At 40.7% G+C, this 24,061-nt stretch carries 18 protein-coding genes and 3 pseudogenes; 19 read left to right on the top strand and 2 right to left on the bottom strand.

The window, feature by feature from the left end:
• Positions 1-522 precede the first annotated feature (522 nt).
• The 19 genes and pseudogenes from LIS78_RS29775 (at position 523) to LIS78_RS29690 (ending at position 23,050) form a co-directional block, all read left to right on the top strand.
• Positions 523-2,337, top strand: coding sequence for a reverse transcriptase domain-containing protein (locus LIS78_RS29775; RefSeq protein ID WP_252285674.1), 1,815 nt, complete (start codon positions 523-525; stop codon positions 2,335-2,337).
• A gap of 104 nt (positions 2,338-2,441) precedes the next feature.
• Positions 2,442-3,353 (top strand): annotated as a pseudogene (locus LIS78_RS29770) (TraG/TraD/VirD4 family protein); the annotation flags it as partial.
• Positions 3,354-3,378: 25 nt separating this feature from the next.
• A complete protein-coding gene (locus LIS78_RS29765; RefSeq protein ID WP_029325442.1) occupies positions 3,379-3,585 on the top strand; it encodes a hypothetical protein in 207 nt (68 codons plus the stop codon).
• 23 nt (positions 3,586-3,608) lie between these two features.
• Positions 3,609-6,479, top strand: coding sequence for a pLS20_p028 family conjugation system transmembrane protein (locus LIS78_RS29760; RefSeq protein WP_252285672.1), 2,871 nt, complete (start codon positions 3,609-3,611; stop codon positions 6,477-6,479).
• A 40-nt stretch (positions 6,480-6,519) separates the two neighbouring features.
• Complete coding sequence (locus LIS78_RS29755) at positions 6,520-6,810, top strand: DUF5592 family protein (protein ID WP_029325440.1); 291 nt, start codon at positions 6,520-6,522, stop codon at positions 6,808-6,810.
• Between the two features lie 14 nt (positions 6,811-6,824).
• The gene (locus LIS78_RS29750) at positions 6,825-7,466 is read left to right on the top strand and encodes a TraC-like domain-containing protein (protein ID WP_095380636.1); all 642 of its coding nucleotides are present in this window, start codon (positions 6,825-6,827) and stop codon (positions 7,464-7,466) included.
• 16 nt (positions 7,467-7,482) lie between these two features.
• The gene (locus tag LIS78_RS31555) at positions 7,483-7,611 is read left to right on the top strand and encodes a hypothetical protein (protein ID WP_257153592.1); all 129 of its coding nucleotides are present in this window, start codon (positions 7,483-7,485) and stop codon (positions 7,609-7,611) included.
• Positions 7,612-7,637: 26 nt separating this feature from the next.
• Positions 7,638-9,572 carry a VirB4 family type IV secretion system protein gene (locus LIS78_RS29745; RefSeq protein WP_434092401.1) on the top strand — a complete coding sequence of 645 codons (1,935 nt, stop codon included), beginning with the start codon at positions 7,638-7,640 and terminating at the stop codon, positions 9,570-9,572.
• 3 nt (positions 9,573-9,575) lie between these two features.
• Entirely contained in the window at positions 9,576-10,691 is a 1,116-nt protein-coding gene (locus LIS78_RS29740) for a bifunctional lytic transglycosylase/C40 family peptidase (RefSeq protein WP_252285671.1), read from the top strand.
• 13 nt (positions 10,692-10,704) lie between these two features.
• Positions 10,705-11,289, top strand: a complete 585-nt coding sequence (locus LIS78_RS29735; protein ID WP_252285670.1) for a MerR family transcriptional regulator — start codon at positions 10,705-10,707, stop codon at positions 11,287-11,289.
• A gap of 10 nt (positions 11,290-11,299) precedes the next feature.
• On the top strand, positions 11,300-12,187 hold the full coding sequence (locus LIS78_RS29730) for a hypothetical protein (RefSeq protein WP_252285669.1): 888 nt from the start codon (positions 11,300-11,302) through the stop codon (positions 12,185-12,187).
• 246 nt (positions 12,188-12,433) lie between these two features.
• Entirely contained in the window at positions 12,434-12,694 is a 261-nt protein-coding gene (locus tag LIS78_RS29725) for a hypothetical protein (protein WP_060746294.1), read from the top strand.
• Positions 12,691-13,068 carry a hypothetical protein gene (locus LIS78_RS29720; protein ID WP_207372303.1) on the top strand — a complete coding sequence of 126 codons (378 nt, stop codon included), beginning with the start codon at positions 12,691-12,693 and terminating at the stop codon, positions 13,066-13,068. Before LIS78_RS29725 ends, LIS78_RS29720 begins: the two co-directional genes overlap by 4 nt.
• Positions 13,065-14,273: a MobP2 family relaxase gene (gene mobP2, locus LIS78_RS29715; protein WP_207372302.1), complete on the top strand. Its 1,209-nt coding sequence runs from the start codon at positions 13,065-13,067 to the stop codon at positions 14,271-14,273. The genes LIS78_RS29720 and mobP2 overlap by 4 nt, the downstream gene beginning before the upstream one ends.
• A gap of 1 nt (position 14,274) precedes the next feature.
• Complete coding sequence (locus LIS78_RS29710) at positions 14,275-14,715, top strand: hypothetical protein (RefSeq protein WP_207372301.1); 441 nt, start codon at positions 14,275-14,277, stop codon at positions 14,713-14,715.
• Positions 14,716-14,748: 33 nt separating this feature from the next.
• Positions 14,749-15,024: a hypothetical protein gene (locus LIS78_RS29705; protein WP_252285668.1), complete on the top strand. Its 276-nt coding sequence runs from the start codon at positions 14,749-14,751 to the stop codon at positions 15,022-15,024.
• Positions 15,017-15,850: pseudogene (locus LIS78_RS29700) on the top strand (ArdC-like ssDNA-binding domain-containing protein); the annotation flags it as partial. The gene LIS78_RS29705 and the pseudogene LIS78_RS29700, both read left to right, overlap by 8 nt.
• A 1-nt stretch (position 15,851) precedes the next feature.
• Positions 15,852-22,421, top strand: a pseudogene (locus LIS78_RS29695) (amino acid adenylation domain-containing protein); the annotation flags it as partial.
• 485 nt (positions 22,422-22,906) lie between these two features.
• The gene (locus LIS78_RS29690; protein WP_252285667.1) at positions 22,907-23,050 is read left to right on the top strand and encodes a hypothetical protein; all 144 of its coding nucleotides are present in this window, start codon (positions 22,907-22,909) and stop codon (positions 23,048-23,050) included.
• A 96-nt stretch (positions 23,051-23,146) separates the two neighbouring features.
• Here the strand turns inward: LIS78_RS29690 and LIS78_RS29685 are convergent, their stop codons facing one another.
• Together LIS78_RS29685 and LIS78_RS29680 are read right to left on the bottom strand one after the other, a co-directional pair.
• A complete protein-coding gene (locus tag LIS78_RS29685) occupies positions 23,147-23,419 on the bottom strand; it encodes an HU family DNA-binding protein (protein WP_252285666.1) in 273 nt (90 codons plus the stop codon).
• A 417-nt stretch (positions 23,420-23,836) separates the two neighbouring features.
• The gene (locus tag LIS78_RS29680; RefSeq protein WP_252285665.1) at positions 23,837-24,061 is read right to left on the bottom strand and encodes a hypothetical protein; all 225 of its coding nucleotides are present in this window, start codon (positions 24,059-24,061) and stop codon (positions 23,837-23,839) included.

The following is a 24,061-nucleotide window of genomic DNA, read 5'->3' as shown; positions in this document are numbered from 1 at the left end:
GGGAAACCCGGAGGGGACCAGAGCATGCAAGGAAAGCCCTAAGTTACCAAAATGACCTAGGTACGACTGAGTGGCAAGGTAAAAAATGTTGTGAACAAGGATGAAGGCTAAACTGCTTCAACCATAGTCCAAAGTGGAGTATCGTCGCCCGAAGTGAAGGGTCATTGAAACGCTTCGCAGTCAAAGAATGGAAATGTTGCCGAAGTTTCCATTGAACATACGTAATACGTATGGCAGACCAACGACTGACTAACTTGAATAACAAGTAACGGACGAAAGTGGCATCCGACATCATAACGAGTCTAGTCTCTATATGTACTAAATGGGGATTACCTAACCTGGAGCGCCTCGTAAGGAGGCTATTGAGGATGATACCAAGTGTAAAAAGCAAGGTATGTGGCTCATGAAAATCCAATATGGTAACGGAGTTCTCGTAGTAGTCAGAGCGAGGGAAAGCCTCGTACAAGGCGAAGGAGAACAGTCTTTTCGACTAATATTAAATTGGGAAGGGGCGTGAGGCTCTTGCGAAGCCCAAAAATCGTATTAGAAAATCTAGCATCTCACAGTAACAAAGCAGGATATAAATACAAGAAGTTATATCGAAATCTGTATAATCCATTATTTTTCCTTGATGCCTATCAAAACATATACGCCAGCGAAGGAAACATGACTGCTGGAACAGATGGAAAGACCATTGACGGAATGTCTACAAAAAGAATCTCAGGGTTAGTCGATAAATTACGAGATTTTTCTTATCAGCCACAACCAGTAAGAAGAGTTTATATTCCAAAGAAAAATGGAAAAAAGCGTCCATTAGGCATACCTTCAGTAGAAGATAAATTAGTTCAAGAGGTCATCAAAAACCTATTAGAATCCATCTATGAACCAACTTTTAGTAAGTTCTCTCATGGCTTTCGCCCTGAAAAGAGCTGCCATACAGCTCTGATTCAGGTTAAAGGCACATTTACGGGGAGCAGATGGTTCATCGAAGGTGATATTGAAGGCTTTTTTGACAATATTAATCATCATATTCTTATCAATATCCTAAGGAAGAGGGTTGATGATGAACAATTTATTTCGCTTATATGGAAGTTTCTTAGAGCTGGTTACTTGGAAGATTGGAAGTTCCATAAGACGTTTAGTGGTACACCACAAGGTGGTATTCTTAGCCCTCTATTAGCAAATATCTATCTAAATGAATTAGACAACTTTATGAGTAGGTATAAGTCAACTTTTGATGTAGGGAAGGCTAAAAAGACAAACCCAGCCTATTCTAGAATAAATCATCAGATAAAAAAGGCTAGGAAAGAATTATGGGAAGCTAAGGGGAAAGATGAAATACAGGAAAAAGAGTTAGCTATTACATTGCGAAAGTTATTAGCTGAAAGAGAACGCATTCCTCAAAGGTATCCAATGGATGAAAACTACAAACGAATTCAATATGTGAGATACGCAGATGACTTTCTAATAGGAGTCATCGGGAGTAAGGAAGATGCGTACAGAGCAAAAAAAGACATCGCTAATTTCTTGAAATCTGAACTTAAGCTAACGTTATCTGAAGAGAAAACACTTATAACAAATACGAGGCATAAGGCTCGATTTTTAGGTTATGACGTTAAAGTTGGGCGAGATTTTCACTCTAAACGACGAAGTGATGGAATAAAAACAAGAGCATTTTCGTTAAAGTGCGAACTATATATGCCTACTGATCTTGTTTATAGTCGCTTATTTAAAAAAGGGGCAATAAAGGTCAACCAAAAGACAGGAAAATGGAAACCAATGCATCGTCCAGAATTAATTAAATTGGTTCCTCTTGAGATTTTAAGGAACTATAACGCCCAAATACGTGGAACCTATCAATATTATCAACTGGCAGTGAATGTGTGCCACTTAAATAGTTATAAGTATCTCCTTGAATATTCTATGTATAAAACCTTAGCAAATAAGTACCGTACGACCTTAAGTAAAGCTAAACGAAAATTTATGGTGAACGGAATATTCCAAGTCAGTTATATGACAAAGTCCGGTAAGAAAACGGAAGTGCTTTATGATAAGGGATTTCGTAGGAATAAAGCTCCTATAACTAAAAAGGATATAGAAAAACTTCCTTCGGAAGTATCATACCAATCCCGAACATCGCTTATTCAAAGGTTGATGGCTAATCAATGTGAATGGTGTAAGGCTGAAGAAGGTTCAATGGAAGTTCATCATGTTCGAAAGTTAAAGAACCTTAAAGGGAAAAAGAAATGGGAAAGACAGATGATAGCAAGGAACCGTAAAACAATGATACTTTGTCGAAAGTGTCATCGTGACCTGCATAACGGGAAGCTAGACTGAAGAGACGGAGAGCCGTATACCTTGAGAGGGGTACGTACGGTTCGGGGGGGAGTTCTCGGAAACCTAAGACCGAGAGGTCTTAAGGCGCCGGGTTCTTACCCTACAATATGCCGGCGATTGAAGGAATGGCAAACATTATCACGGTTTGTTTAGGAAGAAATATACGCTTTAATTTAGTGATTCAAGCCTATCCGCAGCTCAAAAATAAATATGGTGAAGATGCAGCCACGATTGAAGGGAACTGCGGAAACACCATTTATATTTTAACGAATAACTATGAAACCGCGCAAGAGATTTCAAAGAAGTTAGGAGATGGGACTATCAATTCTACGTCTCGAAGTGGAAAGACCTTATCAACGGATAAAAATAAGACGGAGGGTGTGGATGCCAAGCCATTATTAACGCCCAATGAGCTGATGGAACTGAAAGAAGGCGAAAGCGTGGTCGTGCGTGTTGTAAAGCGTCAAGACCAATCACGTCGACGTATCAAGGCCCATCCAATTCATAACACAGGAAAAACGGCTCTTAAATATCGATGGGAATATCTTGGAGACGATTTTAACACGGATCGCTCGCTGTTAGACATTGACATTGAATCCTTGCATAAGGAAGTGAATCCAAGAGAGTTAGTCATTGAAAACTTCTTCTCCTTCCAAAAACAAGCCAAACAAGAGCCAGAACCAGTGAAAGGAGAGGAGTTACAAGAAGAAGCATCTGTAGGAGAAAAGGATCAACCTTTTGCTGATGTGAATCGTGAGAACTGGAAAAACCAAACGGTTGAAGCATTCTTTTCATTGGATGAAGGGGTATGGACGTACATGCAAACCACAGTGGCCCCTTCCTTAGATATTCCACTTGATGTCTTTAAACAACAATCTATGGGTGCTTTTTACGACGCGTTTATGGGATCAGCTTATACGGATCAGCTGGATGGACAAGATTATCAGCTCATTGAAGAAACGATCAATAAGATCTTAATAAAGTGTGAACAAGACAGAGAACATGCCAAAAACTAACGTATATTAAAGGAGGAGAAACAGAATGAGAGCTATTTCAAAAGAATTAGAACAGATGTTAGAGGCATATTCGCCTCTTGTACAGGAAGGAAGACAGATCGCCATTGGGTTGTTAGATGGAACGGTCCATCTTGAAAAAGGAAGAAAGGGAGAAGCACCAATTCAAATTCGTGTTTCTCTTCTCGATCAGCGATTAAACATGACAGTAGATGCCTTATTTCAAGGGTTGTAAGGGTGTAGAAAGGGGGCAAGAGGATGAAAGATGAAGAGATTCTGAAAAAGCTACATGAATTTGCTGATTACCTTGATAAAGGGAATATTGCTTCGTATCTATTGAGAAAAATAGGGTGGGGCATTATACAAGTACTATCCTTTCTTGTTGATAGTTTAGAAGGAATTACAGACAATGTATTAGGCATTAAGCTCTTTTTTAATTCACCTGCGATTCAAGATTTCATTAAAGAGATCCAGCCGTTTCTCTATATCTTATGGGCATTTTCCTTCCTGTATATCGGTTATATGTTAATCATCCATAAAAAAGTCAATCGAGAACAAATCATGATTAACATTTTTATTTCAATGGCTGTGTTGCTTTTATTAAACACAGGTATGGTAAAAGCTGATAAGTTTACCGATCAAGCCATTGATGCTGTGGATTTAGATGGTGATAGTACTGTCAGTGAAAAGATTATTAAGCAAAACATAACCGATGTGGCTCAATTTGATGTGAATGAGTGGAAAACACCTAATCTGAAAGAACCTAATAAAGTGCCGCAAAATCGTATTGATCTAATTGACATTACGGAAAAGATTGATGGTGACTTTAAAGTCAATGAAAAAGATAAACTTTCAGAGGAAGGAACGAAGATACTCACACATAAAGCAGCCATTACCCCTGACGGAAAAGAAGGGCTCGTAGAGCTTAAAAATGGCTGGTTTGATTTCTTTCCAGAGCTTTACTATCGTTGGCACTGGAATTTTTGGACGATTGCCATTTCTCTTTTTGTCACAGGGATGACGATGTTATTTACATCTATTAAGCTAGCGAAACTTTGTTACGAGTTAGGGTTTAATGCGATTTTAGCACAATTGGTCGCTCCTGCGGATGTAGGAGATGGACAAAAGTTAAAAACTGTTCTACAAAACATATTGAATACGTTCCTGGTGATTATTATGATTTTCATTTCGATGAAGGTCTATCTGATAGGGATGACTTATATAGCTGAACACACAGAAGGTGTCACAACGCTTATTCTTCAGATTGCCTTTAGTATTGCAGTTGTAGATGGACCGGTCATGTGTGAGCGTCTTTTCGGGATTGATGCGGGGCTCAAAAGTGGTTGGGGAGCTGTCGCAGGCGGTCTTGCGATGATGAAAGGAATGGAAAGCACCATGAATGGTGCGAAAGGAACGTTCAAAAATGCAACAGATCTTGCAAAAGGTATTGGAGGTTTTGGAAAAGGTGCAGCTGGCGGTGCTCTTCAAGCTGCCGCAGGTCTTGGAGGGCTTAGTAAAGGGTTAGTAGGAAGTAAAGGGAATAATGGACAACAGCCAAGTCTACACGAAGAAATGAAAAAAGCTGGAGTTGGAGGAGGAAATGGAAAAGGAAACGATGCTGCTAAAGGACAACAGGGAAGGGATAAGAAACAAGGAGCTGCACCAGGCAAAGAAGCCGGTCAGCAAGAAGGTGGACAAAAAGGGAATGTTAACTATGTCCAAGGAAAAGGAGAGCAACAAGGAAATACAGCCATCGCAGGAAACGGAGGAGCTTCTCTTCACGAGGAAATGGCGGCTTCTGGTTACGATGATAACAGCGCAAGTGAAGGAACATCATCTAGTGTAGAAAACGGAGGAGCTTCTCTTCACGAGGAAATGGCGACTTCTGGTTACGATGATAACAGCGCAAGTGAAGGAACATCATCTAATGTAGAAAACGGAGGAGCTTCTCTTCACGAGGAAATGGCGGCTTCTGGTTACGATGATAACAGCGCAAGTGAAGGAACATCATCTAGTGTAGAAAACGGAGGAGCTTCTCTTCACGAGGAAATGGCGACTTCTGGTTACGATGATAACAGCGCAAGTGAAGGAACATCATCTAATGTAGAAAACGGAGGAACTTCCCTTCACGAGGAAATGGCGGCTTCTGGTTACGATGATAACAGCGCAAGTGAAGGAACATCATCTAGTGTAGAAAACGGAGGAACTTCCCTTCACGAGAAAATGGCGGCTTTTAGTTATGATGACAACAGTACAAGTCAAAGTGGATTTTCGGTAGAGAATACAGGTGCGCCTCTTCACGATGAGATTCAAACATCAGGCTACAGTGGCAGCACAAGTCAAGGTGGATCTTCAGTAGAAAATACAAGTACGCCTCTTCACGATGAGATTCAAACATCAGGCTACAGTGGTAGCACAAGTCAAAGTGGATCTTCAGTAGAAAATACAGGTGCGCCTCTTCATGATGAGATTCAAACATTAGGCTACAGTGGCAGCACAAGTCAAGGTGGATCTTCAGTAGAGAATACAGGTGCGCCTCTTCACGATGAGATTCAAACATCAGGCTACAGTGGCAGCACAAGTCAAAGTGGATCTTCGGTAGAGAATACAAGTGCGCCTCTTCACGATGAGATTCAAGCATCAGGCTACAGTGGCAGCACAAGTGAAGGCAGTTCTTCTATAGGAAGTGTAAGTACACCTATTCAAGAGGAGATCCAAACTTCCGGTTATAGTGGCAGCACAAGCGAAAGCAACTCTTCTATAGGAGGTACAAAGGTTCCTTCATCAATAAATGAACCTTCTATTACGATGCCTAGAGTCATGGATCAAGCCCAAAGGCAAGTGGCAGCTACTCAAGAACCTCGTCAGGAAAAAGAAACGGTCAAGCAAGATCCGGTTCTTACTTCCACAAATGATATTCCAATGCCACATCAAAATCGGACAGAAACACGGAATATCGCCCATGTTGTGCGTGATAATGTCAAAGGGAAAATAGAAAACGTCAAGAACCGAATTGAAAGCTCACCAACGCTTCATAAGACAAAGCGCTCGTATCAAATCGGGCGTAATACGGGGCAAGACTTACGTAAATTTGTGTCTAAGAAACAGAAGAAATCAGAAGAGAAGTAACCAACGTTACTTCTCTTTTTTATGGAAAGGAGATTCCTAGATGGCAAACTATACAATCCCAAAAGAAATTTCAACGGAATTGAAGATTAATAAATCGCTTTATTTATTTGATTTGCTGTTTATCATCGGTTTATTGCTTTTTACAATGATGTTACGCTATTTTATTCATCCGATGCTCCATATTCCGTTTTACGTGTTTATGAGCCTATTTGGTTTAGTAATGATTCTTCGACCGTTAACCAATCCGCAAAAAAGAATGTATGAAATCTTATTACTCACGATGGTGCGCAAGAAAAGTACCTACTGTGCCATTGATCGGGATCATGAATAAAGGAGGCTTACCACATGGCAATATTTGATGAAAAGGAGATCCAAAAACAAGCAGCACGCTCTTCCAAAAAGCTTTTTCCTTTTAGTCGTGAAGGTTCAAAAGGAGAAATAAAAAAGAAGAAGGAAAAACCGCCAGAAATTAAAAAGAGTGTAACGGATATCATTCCCATTATCGATCAAACCAAGAATGGCCTGTTTGAACTGAAAGAAGGAGGCTATTTTGATATCTGGCAAATTCAAAGCACCGATGTCAATTCATTAAATGAGGAAGACGCGAATCGTCATATTTATATGTTAGCCAAAGGCTATCAAGGGGATGAGAAGTCGCTCAAGGTGGTGTCCTTGAATTTACCTGTATCCACTCAAAAACAACAACAGTTTTTACAGAAGAAAATCCACCAATCAGAGGATGCCTTGTTCTTACGGTTTCTGCAGAAAAAACTAAAGGAACTGCAATATTTAGAGTGGGGACGTACCAATCGTGAATACTTCCTCTTTCTCTATGGGGATAAGGAAACGGATGTCATCGCCCGTCACGCTCAATTCATGCGTGATGTTCAATCCGTTTTGCCTTTATCAACGGTGTCACAAGAAAAGAAAATTGATTTGCTTTACAAACTCTATAATCAAAATGCCAAGCTCGGCAATAAACAATAGGGAAGGAGAATACGTAATGAATAAAAAAACAGAGGGCTTCACTCATATGCTGAAGCAAGTAGGAGGAACGAAACTAGTGATAGAGGTCGAAAAGGGAAACGTGAATCCTTTTCACCTTGTTCATGAACCCATAGAGAAACGATAAAATCAAGAAGAGAGGATGAAACCGAGATGATGTCTATTCCATTTCGTAAAAAAGAGAAAACGCCTGAACAAGAAAAACAAAAGAAAGGCTACAATCCACGCTTAATTGCTCAAATTCAGCCACAAGGAGGCGTGAGCTTCAAAGAAAATGTGACGCGCAATGGTGACGGTTATACCACATGCGTTCATGTATACGGCTACCCAACCAACGTGAATAACTTCTGGTTAGCCCCGATTATGAATATGCCGAATGCGATTACGACACTTGATGTGATCAGTGACAACCGTAAAGAAGTCGTGGCAGCCATTAGTAAAAACATGAGTGAACAAAACGCTCGTCATATTAATGCAAAAGAAAACATTGATCGAATGGATGCCCAGGAACAATATTTAGACATGAAAGACTTGTACCGACATGTGGTGAATGGCGAAGTCATTAAACGTGTTCATCTTCGCATTTACCTTGCAGCTAAAACGATTCCTGACTTGGAACAACACGTGAAAGAAGTCATTCATCACCTTGAAACCCATAACTTCCGAGGCTCCATTTTCTTAAATGAACAAGAGTATGAATGGGAGTCGATGGTCACGCCTTTTCATATTCAAAAAAAATACCCCAATAAACGAAAAGGAAAGGAAATCCCCGCACTTGCGTTAGCTGGAGGGTTTCCTTTTCATTTTATGAAGCTAGATGATCCTTACGGGACATATCAAGGCACAACTGGAACAGGCGGCAGCGTCATTTTTGATTTGTTTCATAAAGATGAACAGCGAAAAAGTTACAATGCGGTCATGATTGGGCGCATGGGGGCTGGGAAATCGACCTTCCTCAAAAAAGTCACGATGGATAACGCAATCAAAGGCTATAAGATCCGTGGACTAGACATCGTTGGAGAGTTTAAAGATCTTGTGCAGCAACTGGGAGGAAAGCAAGTTTCCCTTGATGGATCGGAAGGGCAAATTAATCCCCTACAAGTCTATAAAACGGATGAAAAAGAGACGTTAAGCTTTACGCATCACTTGTCTAAACTGACCATTTTCTACCGTTTTATTGCGCCCGAAGCAACAGATGCTGAACTCAAAGAATATGAAAATCTTCTGCGAAAGTTTTATATTAAAAGGGAATTATGGGATGAAGAAAAAGGCGATGATAACACTATTACAAGTCTTCGTCCCGAAGAATATCCCACGTTTAGTGATTTTTTAGCGTATATTCGCCAAGAACTCTATGCGGATCGTGAAAAGAAAGTACATCACGCCCATTTAGGAGAAGGACGCAAGAATCGATTAGAGCTAATGGAGTTGCATATTACGAATTTAGTAGAAACCTACGCCAAATTATTTGATGGGATTTCCACTATTGATAACTTTTCAGAAGAACAAATTGTCTTCTTTTCGTTGCGTCACTTATCAAGCTTGAAAAGTGAAATCTTTCAAGCACAGTTGTTTAATGTAATGAACATGTTGTGGGATAACATGCTTCAACAAGGAGCACCTCAAATGGAAGCTTACGGGCGAGGCGAACTTGCCTTTGAAGATGCCATTCGTTACCTCATTGTGATTGACGAGTCTCATCATATCATCAACACAAGAAAGGGGAATGAAGATGCCCTACAGTTTCTAGGGAAATTCAGCCGAGAAGCGCGTAAGTACTTTGGAGGATTAATCTTTGCGAGTCACTCAATCCGTGACTTTGTGCCAGAGGGTTCGGATCAAACAGCCGTCGAGGAAATCAAAAAACTATTTGAATTTACGCAGTACAAATTTATTATGCAACAAGACCGAAACAGCATTGAAACGATTCAACGCGTTTTTGGAACGGGGATCACATCCAGTGAACTTGAGGAGATCCCGAAGCTTGCCACAGGGGATGTTATCTTATCCATTGATGCCGTAAAAAACATTCCTTTTCATATCGAAGTGGATGAAGAAGAGAAAGCTCTATACGGAGGAGGTGCGTAAGTCTTGCATGTCGTTTTGCATCTCATTCCTAAAAAATATTTGATTGGAGGCGCGTTGATCCTGTTAGGATTATCGGGCCTCTTACTCATGGGAACCTTTGTCGCCATAACAGGTGGATTTGAAAGCCAGAATGAACAAGGAGAAGTAACAGAAATTGAAGGCGGAGGCATTGGGGCAGGAACAGCGAATGTCTCACCAGAAGTCATGAGGTATCAACCTTTACTTGAAAAATACGCGCAAAAACATGGGCTAGATGCTTCGTATGTGCCAATTATGATGGCACTGATGATGCAAGAAAGTGGCGGACGCGGAAGCGATCCGATGCAAAGTTCGGAATCCTATTGTGACGGTAAGGTTGGCTGTATTAAGAACCCGGAATTATCGATTGATAAAGGGGTTTTACACTTCAAAAGTGTACTAGAAAAAGCGAAGTATGATTTGAAATTATGTCTACAGAGTTATAATTTTGGCGGTGGATTTATCAATTATGTCATGAAAAATGGAGGAAAGTACACCCCAGAGTTAGCGATTTCCTTTTCGCAAATGCAATATCAACGAGTTAAACATACCGGAAATTATCACTGTGTACGTCCTGAAATGATACCCTATGGGGCATGTTATGGCGACGCCTTGTACGTTTCTGCGGTCTTAAAATATTACACAGGAACAATTGCAGCTGATGGGAAGCCTACAACTCCTTCGAGTGGTGGAAGTGGAAGTAAATCCGGTGTGAAAGTCATTGAAGCAGGTGAAACCCTCATAGGAAAAACACGTTATGTTTTCGGTGGAGGGCGCTCTCAATCTGATATTAACGCAGGACGTTTTGATTGTTCAAGTTTTGTGAGATGGGCGTTTGAACAGGTAGGTGTGAATGTCGGTCCACTGTCTGGTGTCACAACCGATACCCTTAAAACGCAAGGGCAAGCGATCAATCCAAAAGACATGAAGCCTGGTGATGTGGTGTTCTTTGATACGTATAAGATAGACGGCCATGTGGGCATTTACGTGGGCGATAATAAGTTCTTAGGTTGCCAAGGAAAAACGGGCGTAGCTATTGCGAGTATGGAAAAAGGTACCTACTTTGGTGACAAATTTAACGGACGTGTAAAACGATTTTAAAGGAGAATGTAGGATGAAAAACAAAGCTGGTGTCATATTATTTGGAGCGCTTGCCGTTGCGATTGCAGGCGTGACCATTTGGAATATCTACCTCAATCAGAATATCTCTCAAGCGACAGCTTCGAAACAACTTCAAGTCACTAATGACACATTAAAACAGGAAAATAATGAATTGAAAAAGCAATTGAATGAGGTGCTTCCTTCTGCGCAAGAACAACAAAAGCGAGCGTATTTAGATACCGTCAAACAGTTTATTGATGTGTCCTATCATCGTGAAAAAGAAGGATTTGAGGAGCGAAAAAAGATTGCTAAAGCCATTATGGACAAAGAACTTTATGCGCAATTTTATCCAACAGAAACATTTGATTATGGCAATACGTATAACTCCAATCCAAGTGACCTTCATCTTTATGTTCAACAGTTTGATGGGGGGCAAGATGAGGTGAAAGTGATCGCAGAGTTTACGAATCATTTGGTTATCAAAGAGGAAAATGTAGACGATCAAACGCATGACATCATTCAGGTTTTATTGCGAAAAGAAGAAAAGAAATGGATCGTTTATAGTATCGAAGAATTAAAAACAGAAATCTTGAAATGAGGTGAACACATTGACAATTAAAAAGAAGCTAGACGATTACCGGTTTAATTTACGGAGAAAACAGTCATGGAAATACACAGCCATTTTAGCCTTTTTCTTTCTTGGCTTTTTGTCTCTCTTAACGTCAAAATTTTATATCCATACGGACGACAGGCTCTATCATACGAAAACGTTTGAGCCGATTTCGACGGCAGGAACGGGAAACATTACGCTTGAAGAACGTGTGTATTATCCAACAGCTCATGCATTAGATATGGTAGTGAAAATCGATCAAGGAGAGGACGAAAACCTCTCCTTTTCTGCGATGGAAAAAGCAAACCCAAACGTGAAATTACCTGTGAAAGTCGTTTATGAAGATGAAGGATATTACGTAGTAAGAGTAAATAATTTATCGCCTCACTGGGAAGCACTTGCCTTTGATTTGTATCAAGAAGAGGAAGAGAATGAAACGGTGAACGTGGAGGATATGACGAGCCACTATTCAACAGATACAGCTGAAAAAGAAGACAGTCAATCATTCCTTACAACCCTTTATTCCGATCAGACAAAGACAAAACAAGGGAAAGGAAAGAGCCTTCAACAGAAGCAAGACTATTCCCTTTTAGTCAATCAATTGGAGAAAAAAACAGTGAAAAAGAAAATGCAAAACTATGAAAAAGCGATCGCTCTGGAAGCGAAACAAAAACGTCAAATCCAACAAGAAATGAACGAGTTACAACGTGATATGAAGTACCAAGTTGATGAGGAGAAAGCCGATACAGAATCAAAAATCGCGATGAAAAAAGAAGCAATTCAATCGAGTGATGAAAGCATTCAGCTCTATGAAGATGAGCAAAAAAGTTTGCAAGAAAAGCTGAAAAAGTTGAACGAAAAAGAACAGGATTTGGTCATGAAGTGAAAAAACGAAGGGGGACTCAAAAGGGACTAGGGTCAATAAATGGGATTAAAAGGTAAAAATTCGACCTGAAAAAACAGGGTTTAAGGGTGAAAAGGGGACTCAAAAGGGACGTGAAGAGCTTTTTCTTGATATCACGGTTTCGCTAGGCTTTGCCTAGCCTATCACCCTATGTGATAGCAGAAACCCCTTATGCTCTTCTCTCATCTTTAGTGGGGAACCACAATCTACAGGAAAGGAACGAATGTTATGGATATCTTTTTACGAAATATTGATCCAATTGCCGTTAAAAAAATCGATGAAATGGCAAAAGAAAAAAAGATTTCTCGTCAGGAATTATTAAAAGGTCAGGTAGAAACATTTGCTCTTCTTCAACTGCAACAAGATCATGAAGCAGCGTTAGAACATCTTATTGATAAAAATATAAAGATGATGGAGAAATGTGCAATTGCTATGGAAACGATGAATGGATTTATTCAAGAAATGATGGAGGAGGATGAAGAAGAATGAAACAAAGACGTAAAATTTCTTTTGATGTAGAAACAGATCACTATCTTATTGATTACATGAACGAACATCATATCCGATATCTTGGTGATGCGATTGCTCGTATCTGTCGAGAACATCAAACACTGAAAGATGAAACACAAGAAACACAAAAACAGATTGTATCCATTCCATCTGTAGAGGAGATGGTGGAAGTCATCTCTGAAAAAATAAGTCAACTAATGGAAACGGAGCGCCTCTTTCTACGAAACGAATGGTTTTGTATGGAAGAAAGTATGAAACGATCCATGGTGGAAGTCTTTGAACAAGTGGAAGAAAAACAAGCTGCTAAACGAGGAGAATTGGTCGCAGCTTTTTTAGAAAGGTATAACAAATGACGGTCTCTTCTGTGACACCAGGAGTCGTACTAAAAACAAAATTTGCGACCTCTAATCTAAAAGCGTATCAAGAGTACGTCGATTATGTGGATCGTGAAGATGCCAAAAAAGAATATGGTGCACACGAAAAACTGTTTACTCTTTATCAAGATTACTTATCTAATCCTGATAAAACTTCTTCTTTATTTACGGATCAATCTGACGGATTGAATGAAGAAGAGAAAAAGAATCTGAAACAAGTATTTGAAACCGCACAAGCAAATAACAGCATCATGTGGCAAGATGTCATCACCTTTCATAATCCTTGGCTGGAAGAGCAAGGATTATATGATTCTCGTCGTCATACAGTCGATGAAAAAAAGGTCATGGATATCACAAGGCAAGCCGTGAATGACATGCTTAAAAGGGAAAAGTTAAATGGGTCAGCTGTTTGGTCAGCTGCCATACATTACAACACCAACAACATTCATATTCATATTGCGACAGTGGAACCTCGCCCTACAAGAGAACGAGGCATGAGAAAGCAAAGCAGCTTAGATGCCATGAAGGCAAAAGTCGTCAATCAAATGACGAATCGCCGAGAAAATCAGATAAAAATCAATGAGTTGATTCGTAAAGATATGGTGGATCACAAGAAAAAAGATTCGTCTCTTGCATGGCGGAACCGAGAATTAAAACCGTTGTTTTTACTAGTCTACAATTATCTACCAAAAGACAAAAGGCAATGGCAGTATAGCTATAACACGCTCAAGCCATTAAAGCCTTATATCGATACATTGAGTGAGAAGTATATCCAAAAATATCACCCAAAAGAATATCAGCAACTAATGAAAACCTTAGATGGGGAAGTGAACGAATTAAAGAAGGCATATGGAGAAGGGAAGGTAAATCAATACCGGTATAAAAATTACAAGCAGAATAAAATCGATGAATTGTATAAGCGAATGGGTAATGCTTTTTTACAGGAAATGAAAACCTATGATAAAAAACAGCAGCGTGCTCAACATCTTATCGAACATGCAAAATCACCGAAACGTTCTAAAGGGTTTCAGCAGCATGTGTCGATGCACGCTTCCTTAAAGAGAATGGAACGAGCTTTTAAAAGTGAATATGAAAGCTGGAAAAACCAACAGCATTATGAACGAATGCAACGTGAATCACAACGTAATGGGCAACAACATTATGAGGATGAAAGGAGTTATTAACGTGGCAAAACAACGTATGAAACTATCGTTAACAGAAGAAGCCAAAGACTATATTCAAACGTATATGGAAGAGCATGATATTGGGTTTACAGGTGATGCCATCTCTCAAATTTGCCAGGAACACAAGGAACGAAAAGCGCAAGAATGGTCATTAAAGTATATTACCGAAGTTGTGAGTCATAATCTGCATGATGTATTAAAAGAAGAGCTTAAGAAGATTCGTCTTGGCACAAACGCTACGGATAAAAATACGCAGATTTTAATTGAATATATGAATGGTTTGTTTGCTTTCCACGGTTTTAAAGGGCTTATTACTACTGGAATGCGAGAAATGGATAGTACAAAAATTGCACGAGAGACGGTAGAGGAGCGCATTGCTCATCAGCGACAAAAACGAATTGATTGGGAAGAATCAAGAGGGAAATCTACATCCACTCAATGAATAGGTGTAACGAAATAGAAGGAGGAAATGAATATGTTTTTTCAAAAAGATGTGGTGTTGGTATCAATCAAAGCGATTGGTGAAAAGAGTGCGATTGTACAGTATCGTGATCAAGAAGAGGAAGTGATTTTCACAGCAGAAGAAGCGAAGGAGTTTCATCAATATATCAGTCATCTAGGTGATATGTTGGTCCCGATGAATATCAAAACGAAGAAGCTCTTTGTCGAAGTAGATGAACCTTGGGATCAACAAGAATTAGAGGAATTAAAAGAAATCTCGTATCAAAAGGAGAACGAGAACCATGAGTAAAGGATATGTGAAAAAATCAGCTGAAGAGAAGCGAAAAGAAATTGAAGCGCTCACCAAGGACATGGATAAACGCGTCGAACAGCATTTTCATTCACCAGAAGATTTAAAAGAGTATCTCTCTTTCATGGGTAAGTTTCATCAATACTCTTTATCAAACACTCAACTGATTCAGCAACAATTTATGGGCGCACAAGCCGTTGGCTCATTTGCTTTCTGGAAAGAAAAAGGATTTTCCGTCAATAAAGGAGAGAAAGGCATTAAAATTCTTGTCCCAAACAAAACCGTTCCTAAGTTTCAAGATGAAAACGGAAAATGGAAGTCAATTAATAAGGCAACTCCTCAAGAAAAAAAGCTCATACAGGATGGGAAAAAAGAGGTCACACCGAGCCGACTGTACTTTTCAGTCGGACACGTGTTTGAGGTGAGCCAAACGAACGCAAAAGCAAGTGATTTACCTGAGATTTTCCCAAATCGTTGGTTAGAAGGGAATGTGGAGGATTACAAGATACTTTATAAAGGAATGGAAGCCATCGCTGAAAAGAATGGCATTTCCATTATTGCACCAAAAGAAGAACTAGGCAGTGCAAAAGGTGTCTCGTATACCTTAACAAAAGAAGTTGCGCTCAACCCTCGTAATTCTGAAAAGCAAAATGTGAAGAGCCTGTTGCACGAGTTGACGCATGCCAAACTTCATACAAAAGAAACACATTTGAACTATACGGCGGCGGAAAAAGAGTTTCAAGCCGAAATGACAGCTTATGCTGTTTCATCTTACTTTGGAATTGACACCAGTTCATACTCGCTCGATTACCTGTCAAACTGGACGTTTACAGAAAGAAGTGTTTTCGCATGAGACACCTACTAACATGCGCGTCGGTTTAAATGCTTCGATCGCCTTTGATGTATCCGTTCAGCAATTACAAATGCTTTTGTATGGTTCTAGCTTGTATATTATTCCGAACGAAGTTCGCAGTGATCCCCAACAGTTTGTATCCTATATTCGGGAGAATAAGTTGGAGATGTTCGATATGACACCTTCATTACTCCAATTACTCATAGATGGCGGGTTGTTAGAAACAAACGATGGTGTTCATGTTCCAAGCAAGGTACTGGTCGGTGGCGAAGCAATTGTGCCGTCACTGTGGGAACAATTAGTAGAGGTTGACAAGATCCATTTTTATAACGTGTATGGTCCTACAGAATGTACTGTTGATGCGACATGCCATCGTATCAAAAAGGATAGTAAGAGAGTAACGATTGGGCGTCCGTTGCCGAACGTTCAAGCCTATGTATTGGATGGGGATTTGTTACCTGTTCCAGTTGGTGTAACGGGTGAACTTTATATCGGTGGAGCAGGCCTAGCAAGAGGATACTTGAATCGTCCAGAGTTAACGTCCGAACGTTTTATTCCTCATCCATTCAAAGAAGGGGAACGGTTATATCGGACGGGAGATCTCGTGAGGTACCTTCCTGATGGTACCTTGGATTATTTGGGAAGAATCGATAATCAAGTGAAAATTCGAGGATATCGGATTGAGCTTGGGGAAATTGAGGCAACCTTACAGGAGCATCTCTCGGTAAAGGAGGCCGTTGTGATGGTGAGGGAAGATCAGTCGGGAGATAAACGATTGGTAACCTATGTAGTGGGCGAAGGGCGTAAAGAAGAATGGCGCGAGTATCTCAAAGCACAACTGCCAAGCCATATGGTTCCCTCCTACTTTGTCGAGATGGAAGAGCTACCACTGACCATTAATGGAAAGATCGATCGGAAATCTTTGCCTGTACCAGATCGTCAAGGGACAGAAGAAGGCTACGTGGCTCCAAGAAATGAGGGTGAACAAATACTTTCCATGATTTGGGAACGTGTGCTAGGTACAAAACCGATTGGTATTCATGACAATTTTTTTGAAATCGGTGGAGACTCGATCCTCAGCATTCAGATTGTTTCTCGTGCGAAGCAAGCAGGTTTGCAATTAACACCAAAGCAAATGTTTGAACATCAAACGATTGCCGAGTTGACGCAAGTAGTCAAAGAAGAACAGGGTATACAAGCGGAGCAGGGAGTTGTAACTGGAGAACTGATCCTTACACCCATCCAGCAATCGTTTTTTGCACAAGATCATCCCAACCCACATCATTGGAATCAATCTATGTTTTTTAGAACAAAAGAGCGACTGGATATAGTATTACTGGAGAAAGCTGTGCGTACCCTTCTGAGCCATCATGATGCCTTGCGTTTAAGATATGAACGTTTACCGGATGGAGCTTGGAAACAGTGGAACGAAGAGATCGAAGAAATCGAAGAACAATCGACGCTGACAGTGATTTCATTAGACGAAGTGCCACAAGCAGAATGGCATCAAGTGATTCAAGCGGAGATTGACACTGCACAAGCAAGCTTGCACTTACACGCAGGACCGCTAATGAGAATGGTGTATTTGGATGAAGGTGAGAAGAGAGCCGGCCGATTATTCTGGGCGATTCATCATTTAGCAGTGGATGGTGTTTCTTGGCGGATTTTACTAGAGGATCTGCAAACGGGGTATAATCAAGCGAGCCAGGCTCAGAAGATCCAATTACCTACGAAGAGTACATCCTTTAAAGCGTGGTCGGAAAAATTGCATCACTACGCTGAATCTGGGATTGCGCAAGAAGTACGTGATTACTGGGAGCGGCAGTCCGAACAAGAAGTAGCTATGCTACCAGTGGATTCCACCCTCGAAGATCCAGCAAACACAGCAACCGAGGAGATTACCGTGGTGCTGGATGAGAAAGAGACCCGTGCGTTATTGCAAGAGATTTCAAGCACCCATCGTGTCCAAATCAATGAAGTACTATTGGCAGCATTGGTACAGTCTACGTCAGCATGGACAGGTCATCCGGCGCTAACCGTGGATCTGGAGGGTCATGGTCGGGAAGAGATCATCGAAGACGTTGACCTATCGAGAACCGTGGGATGGTTTACAAGTATCTATCCTGTTCACTTGAATATTACAGGTGCCAACACGTCCATCGCAGCATTAAAAGAAGTCAAAGAACAAGTGCGCCAAATTCCTAATAAGGGCGTTGACTATGGGATTTTGCGGTACTTGAATCCAGCGATGCGTGAGCGACTCCAGTCTCAACCCACGCCGTCTATTAGTTTTAACTATCTTGGACAATTTGACCAAATGTTCTCTGACGATGCGATGTTTGCTCCGGAAATCGGATTTACGCGCTTAGATCATGCTCCTGGTTCCAAGCGATCACATTTGATCGATGTGATTGGGATTGTAACCGATGGAAAACTTCATTTCACTTGGGTGTACAATGTTGGACAGTTTGCGAAGTCGACCATTCAAAGTGTTGCAGAGAATATGCTCCATCAACTGAGTGGATTGATTCATTCTTCGGGTGGAGAATCTGCGCTGACCGTTTCGGATTTTGCGATTGCAAATCTCACCCCAGCAGATTTGAATAAAGTACTATTTAAGATGAATCGTGGAAAAAATCATCCGATTACCGACCTGTATCCGCTATCACCTTTGCAGGAAGGAATGCTCTTTCATACGCTGCATGATCAAGAGGATGAACATTCGGCGCCGTATATGGTGCAATTAAGTTTCCTGTTTAGAGGGAAATTGGATATCCTTACTTTCGAGCAGGCGTGGAAATCAGTGATTCAGCGACATGAGATCTTTCGTTCGGCATTTGTGTGGAATGAGATTGAAGAGTCCTTACAAGTAGTGTATGATCATATCCCATTTAAGCTGAATGAAGTGGATTGGCGCGCGCTGTCTGTTGAAGAAAAAGAGGAGAGACGAAAAGCCTTTTTGGCATCGGATCGAAAACAAGCCTTTCTTTTTAATGAAGCGCCATTGATGCGGGTGACTGTCATTCAAGAAGCGGAGGAAGAATATCGGATTGTTTGGACGCATCACCATATTTTGTTGGATGGTTGGAGCTTACCACTGGTCTTTAGCGAATTGCTTACAGTGTACCAGAAGAGGATGAAAGGAGAGGCTGTGGATTTACCAAAGTCACCGCCATACAAGAAATATATTCAATGGCTGAAAGAGCAGGATCAGGAGCAAGCGGAACAATTCTGGAGAGAGAAACTCAGAGGCTTTACAGCGCCAACCCTACTTGGCTTAGAAAGTAAGGAGCAAGAAAAAGGCTTTACCAAGAAGGTTGCTCATTTGTCGGAAGAGCAGACCCAAGCTTTACAAAACTGGGCGAAACGCAATAAGCTCACCTTGAGTACGGTGATTCAAGGCGCGTGGGCGTATCTCATGAGCCGATATAGTGGCGAGAACGACATTGTCTTTGGCGTAACTAGCTCGGGACGCCCCACGGAGATTGTTGATGTCGAGCACATCGTAGGTCCCTTTATTACCACATCACCAACGAGAATCCAGTTGACGGATGACCTGAAAGTAAGGGATTGGTTGCAGAAGATACAAGAGGAAGAGATAGAAAGAAGACAGTATGAATATGCTTCTTTGACAGAAATTCAGGGATGGAGTGAAGTTCCAAGAGGGATTCCGCTGTTCCATAGCTTGTATGTGTTTGAAAACTACCCGGTGAAAGAGGAGTCTTCAGGAGATCTGGAAATTGGTGACTTGGAAGGAGTAGAGCAAACCCACTATCCATTAGGATTGGCTGTTGGTCCAGGAAGTCAGTTGTCGTTAAAGCTGATGTATGATCGTAGCAAGTTTAATGGATTAACCATTGAACGGATGCTGGGTCATTTACGCCAGGCGTTAAAGCAAATGATCGAGAATGTTGATCAAACCCTGTCGGATCTGGTGTATGTTACGGAAACAGAACAGAAGCAACTACTAGAAGAATGGAATGATAATGCTATAGCGTATCCACGTGAGAGTGTGATCCATAAACTGTTTGAAGATCAAGTGGATCGTACACCTGACACGGTGGCGGTGGTGGATGAAAATCAGCAGTTAACGTATCGAGAGCTGAATGAGAAAGCAAACCAATTGGCCCGTTATCTCCAGAAATGTGGGATTGGGACCGAGTCATTGGTCGGGCTCTGCTTCGAGCGTTCAGTTGAGATGATTGTCGGTCTCATGGGGATCTGGAAAGCTGGGGCAGCCTATGTTCCATTGGATCCATCGTATCCAGAAAGTCGCCTACGATATATTCTGGAGGACACAGGTGTCCAAGTATTGGTTACGAACGAAGCATTAGAAGGTTGGATACCTAAAGAAGTCGAAGCAGTTTGTTTGGATCGGGATCAAGCGATGATCTCTCGAGAAAGCACCTTTTCACCAATATGTGAAGTGACAGGAGAAAACTTGGCGTATGTTATCTATACTTCGGGTTCGACCGGGAATCCAAAGGGGGCTTTGGTGCAGCATCATTCTGTACTAAATCTATCGTATGGTTTACAGAAAGAAGTGTTTTCGCATGAGACACCTACTAACATGCGCGTCGGTTTAAATGCTTCGATCGCCTTTGATGTATCCGTTCAGCAATTACAAATGCTTTTGTATGGTTCTAGCTTGTATATTATTCCGAACGAAGTTCGCAGTGATCCCCAACAGTTTGTATCCTATATTCGGGAGAATAAGTTGGAGATGTTCGATATGACACCTTCATTACTCCAATTACTCATAGATGGCGGGTTGTTAGAAACAAACGATGGTGTTCATGTTCCAAGCAAGGTACTAGTCGGTGGCGAAGCAATTGTGCCGTCACTGTGGGAACAATTAGTAGAGGTTGACAAGATCCATTTTTATAACGTGTATGGTCCTACAGAATGTACTGTTGATGCGACATGCCATCGTATCAAAAAAGATAGTAAGAGAGTAACCATTGGGCGTCCGTTGCCGAACGTTCAAGCCTATGTATTGGATGGGAATTTGTTACCTGTTCCAGTTGGTGTAACGGGTGAACTTTATATCGGTGGAGCAGGCCTAGCAAGAGGATACTTGAATCGCCCAGAGTTAACGTCCGAACGTTTTATTTCTCATCCATTCAAAGAAGGGGAACGGTTATATCGGACGGGAGATCTCGTGAGGTACCTTCCTGATGGTACCTTGGATTATCTGGGAAGAATCGATAATCAAGTGAAAATTCGAGGCTTCCGGATGGAGCTTGGAGAGATTGAAGCGAATTTAGAAAGTCATCCATCGGTGAAAGAGGCAGTAGTCTTGATAAGAGAGGACCAACCAGGAGATCAGAGATTGGTTGCCTATGTGGTGGGTGAAGGAAGTATATATGAATGGCGTGAGCATCTCAAGAGACAAGTACCGAATTATATGGTTCCTGCACACTTTATTGAGATAGACGCGATTCCGCTTACAAAAAATGGGAAGGTTGACCGAAAGGCACTGAACAGCTTAACGATTCAAAGAGAAAGTACCTTTTCTACACCAATCATCCCAAGGGATGAAATCGAGTATCAGCTGATTAGAATCTGGCAGGATTTGCTACAAATAGAAGATGTCCATGTAAACGATGATTTCTTCGATAGGGGGGGGCACTCTCTCCTTGTAATCAAATTGCTTTCAAAGGTCAGAGAGAAATTTGGAAAAGAGATTAAGGTGTCCGCACTGATTGAGAACCTAACAGTGGAAGGGATCGCTTGTCTCATCCGTGACAATCATGATATGGCAAAATCGTTATCGGTTCTGGTTCCACTACAAGAGTCAGAGAAAAGGCCTTTCTTCTGTGTTCATCCGTTTATGGGTAATGTATTCTGTTACATTCAGCTAGCAAGGTTACTCAAGGATCACTGCTCATTTTATGGTCTACAGAATCCTCTCGTAGAGAAAGAAGGAATGGACGGGTTGACTTTGTCGGAAGTAGTTCAACTCTATATCGAGGAAATTAAGCACGCTCAGCCAAAGGGGCCGTATCGTCTGGGAGGATGGTCTCTGGGCGGTGCCATCGCCTATGAAATCGCAACTATGCTACGGAACCAGGGAGAAGAAGTTGAGATGTTGGTACTCATGGATACCAAGGTGCCTTTAGAAGAGGATCACAAGACAAAGGAGGATATGCTTTCTTATATATTGGAGCATTTCATCCATTTAGACCTAGTGGAGCAGGGAGAAGAACTCTTTCATCAACAGGACATGCTTGTTGATCAGTTGATCGTGGAAGGAGTGCTCCCGCCCGATGCGGATCTTACGAGTCTAAAGCAGATTATCAATGCTCACAGGAAGTGTCTAAATTTAATGACAAAACATGTTTTAACACCATATTTTGGAGATGTCATCTACTTCAGTGCTGAAGAAGGTAGAGAGTTGTTCACGGATTGGAAGGCGTTATTACAGGGGAAAGTGAATAAATATTCGGTGCCTGGGTCGCACGAGGAGATCGTCTTCTCCCTAGCAGTGGAAAAGATAGCCAAATATCTCGTGAATGAATTAGAAGGAGCAGGGGGAGCGTAACTTTCGCTAACCGCAAAGTAGAGTGTCCAGAAAGATACAACTTTATGAACATGAATTTTCACTAACAAAGGTGTTATTTGTGAATAGTGATGTGACCTAACTTCAAAGAGAAAGTTTCTACCTCTGAGAACGAGGATGGTTCTTCTACTATTCCGGAATTATAAATTCCTTTCTAACGAGAACTTAAAAGGTTTCTCATCAGTCTGAAAAGCAGGTTAATAAATATTAACCTGCTTTCTCTATTATTATTGATTATGACAATACATATGAGGACCATCTGGTTGTTCTTCACGTTCAACTTTTATTACTCTTACAATGGAAATCGTCTTCTGGAATAATTTAAAACAATACCTAAAAGTATACCTTTGACTAGTAAGATGAACTACTTATCACTTATAAATTCAGCATAAATAGTGGGTTTTTTAACATAGTTTATAATAATGATAAATTGAATCTATTGAGTTACGTAAAGGTGGTGAGTTCTTATGAAAAACAGGGATAAAAGACGAAAAAAGAAACGTGATTTTTTAAAGGATTACTTAAAAAACAAGTTAGGAAATTGGAAACCTAGACTTGATAAAGAGCCTACCTCTAAGCCGACGACTCAAGAAAATAGAAATCTTGATTAAAGAATATTTAGGTGTAGGTATTTAGAAATTTTTCATCATGAAAAATAGCCCCCTCTAGAAGTCTATCTCTAGGGAGGGCTTGCTTATAAGGTATATTTATTTAACAGCTTCTTTTAATTCTTTTCCCGGTTTAAAAGCAGGAACCTTTGAAGCCGGAATTATCATTTCTTCACCTGTTTGAGGGTTACGACCTGTACGCTCTGCGCGCTCACGTATTTCAAATGTACCAAATCCAACTAATTGAATTTTTTCTTCTTTGGCGAGCGCATTAGAAATCGTTTCAAACAACGCATCTACAGCCTTTTTTGAATCTTGTTTCGTTAGTTCTGATTTTGTTGCAACTGCATCTACTAGTTCAGTTTTATTCATATTCAAGCACCTCATTTTTTATTTTTAGATACTATGTAGAGACGCTAACATATCATATCTTCTACACACTTCTCACTTAATAAGGTTAGGAGAAGGAAGAGGAATCCCTGTTTTCTAGAGGGTAATTATACTGAAATTTACTCTATGGCGAAATGAACTCCGTTGGAGTTTGATTATGCGTCATGGAGTAAAGTTTAACCCTATATTGTTTTAAAAATATGTATGTAGATTTTAAATTAAGCCTAAACTAATAAAGTATTTCCAAATTACCTGAGTTGAAAAAAGCCTTTGCTCCCGTTGAGCAAGGGCTACTTTTTTGACGAGTTTCTTCTATAGAATATACCGTTTTGAAAAGACTTTCGTGTAAATAAAATGAGGCGCTCTAAAAAGATTCATTCTTTTAGAGCGCTTCATTTTTTATGACTCTTTAGAGGGGCAATCATGAGTATGATCTCTATTAGCAGCAACCACAAACCTTGATTTTCCTTCTTGGTATTTATGAGTGATTTCGATATCGCCACAATAAGGACAAATGAGGTATCCTCTGGACTGCATATGATTAGAGCTGATTATTTCCTCAGGTTTAAAAACGTCCATTCTTATCCCATAATGAATACAAGCAACTTTTTTTACGCTTATCAT

The sequence above is a fragment of the Priestia megaterium genome, assembly GCF_023824195.1.
Classification (GTDB): Bacteria; Bacillota; Bacilli; order Bacillales; family Bacillaceae_H; genus Priestia; species Priestia megaterium_D.
This window is presented reverse-complemented; position numbering and strand designations above follow the sequence as displayed.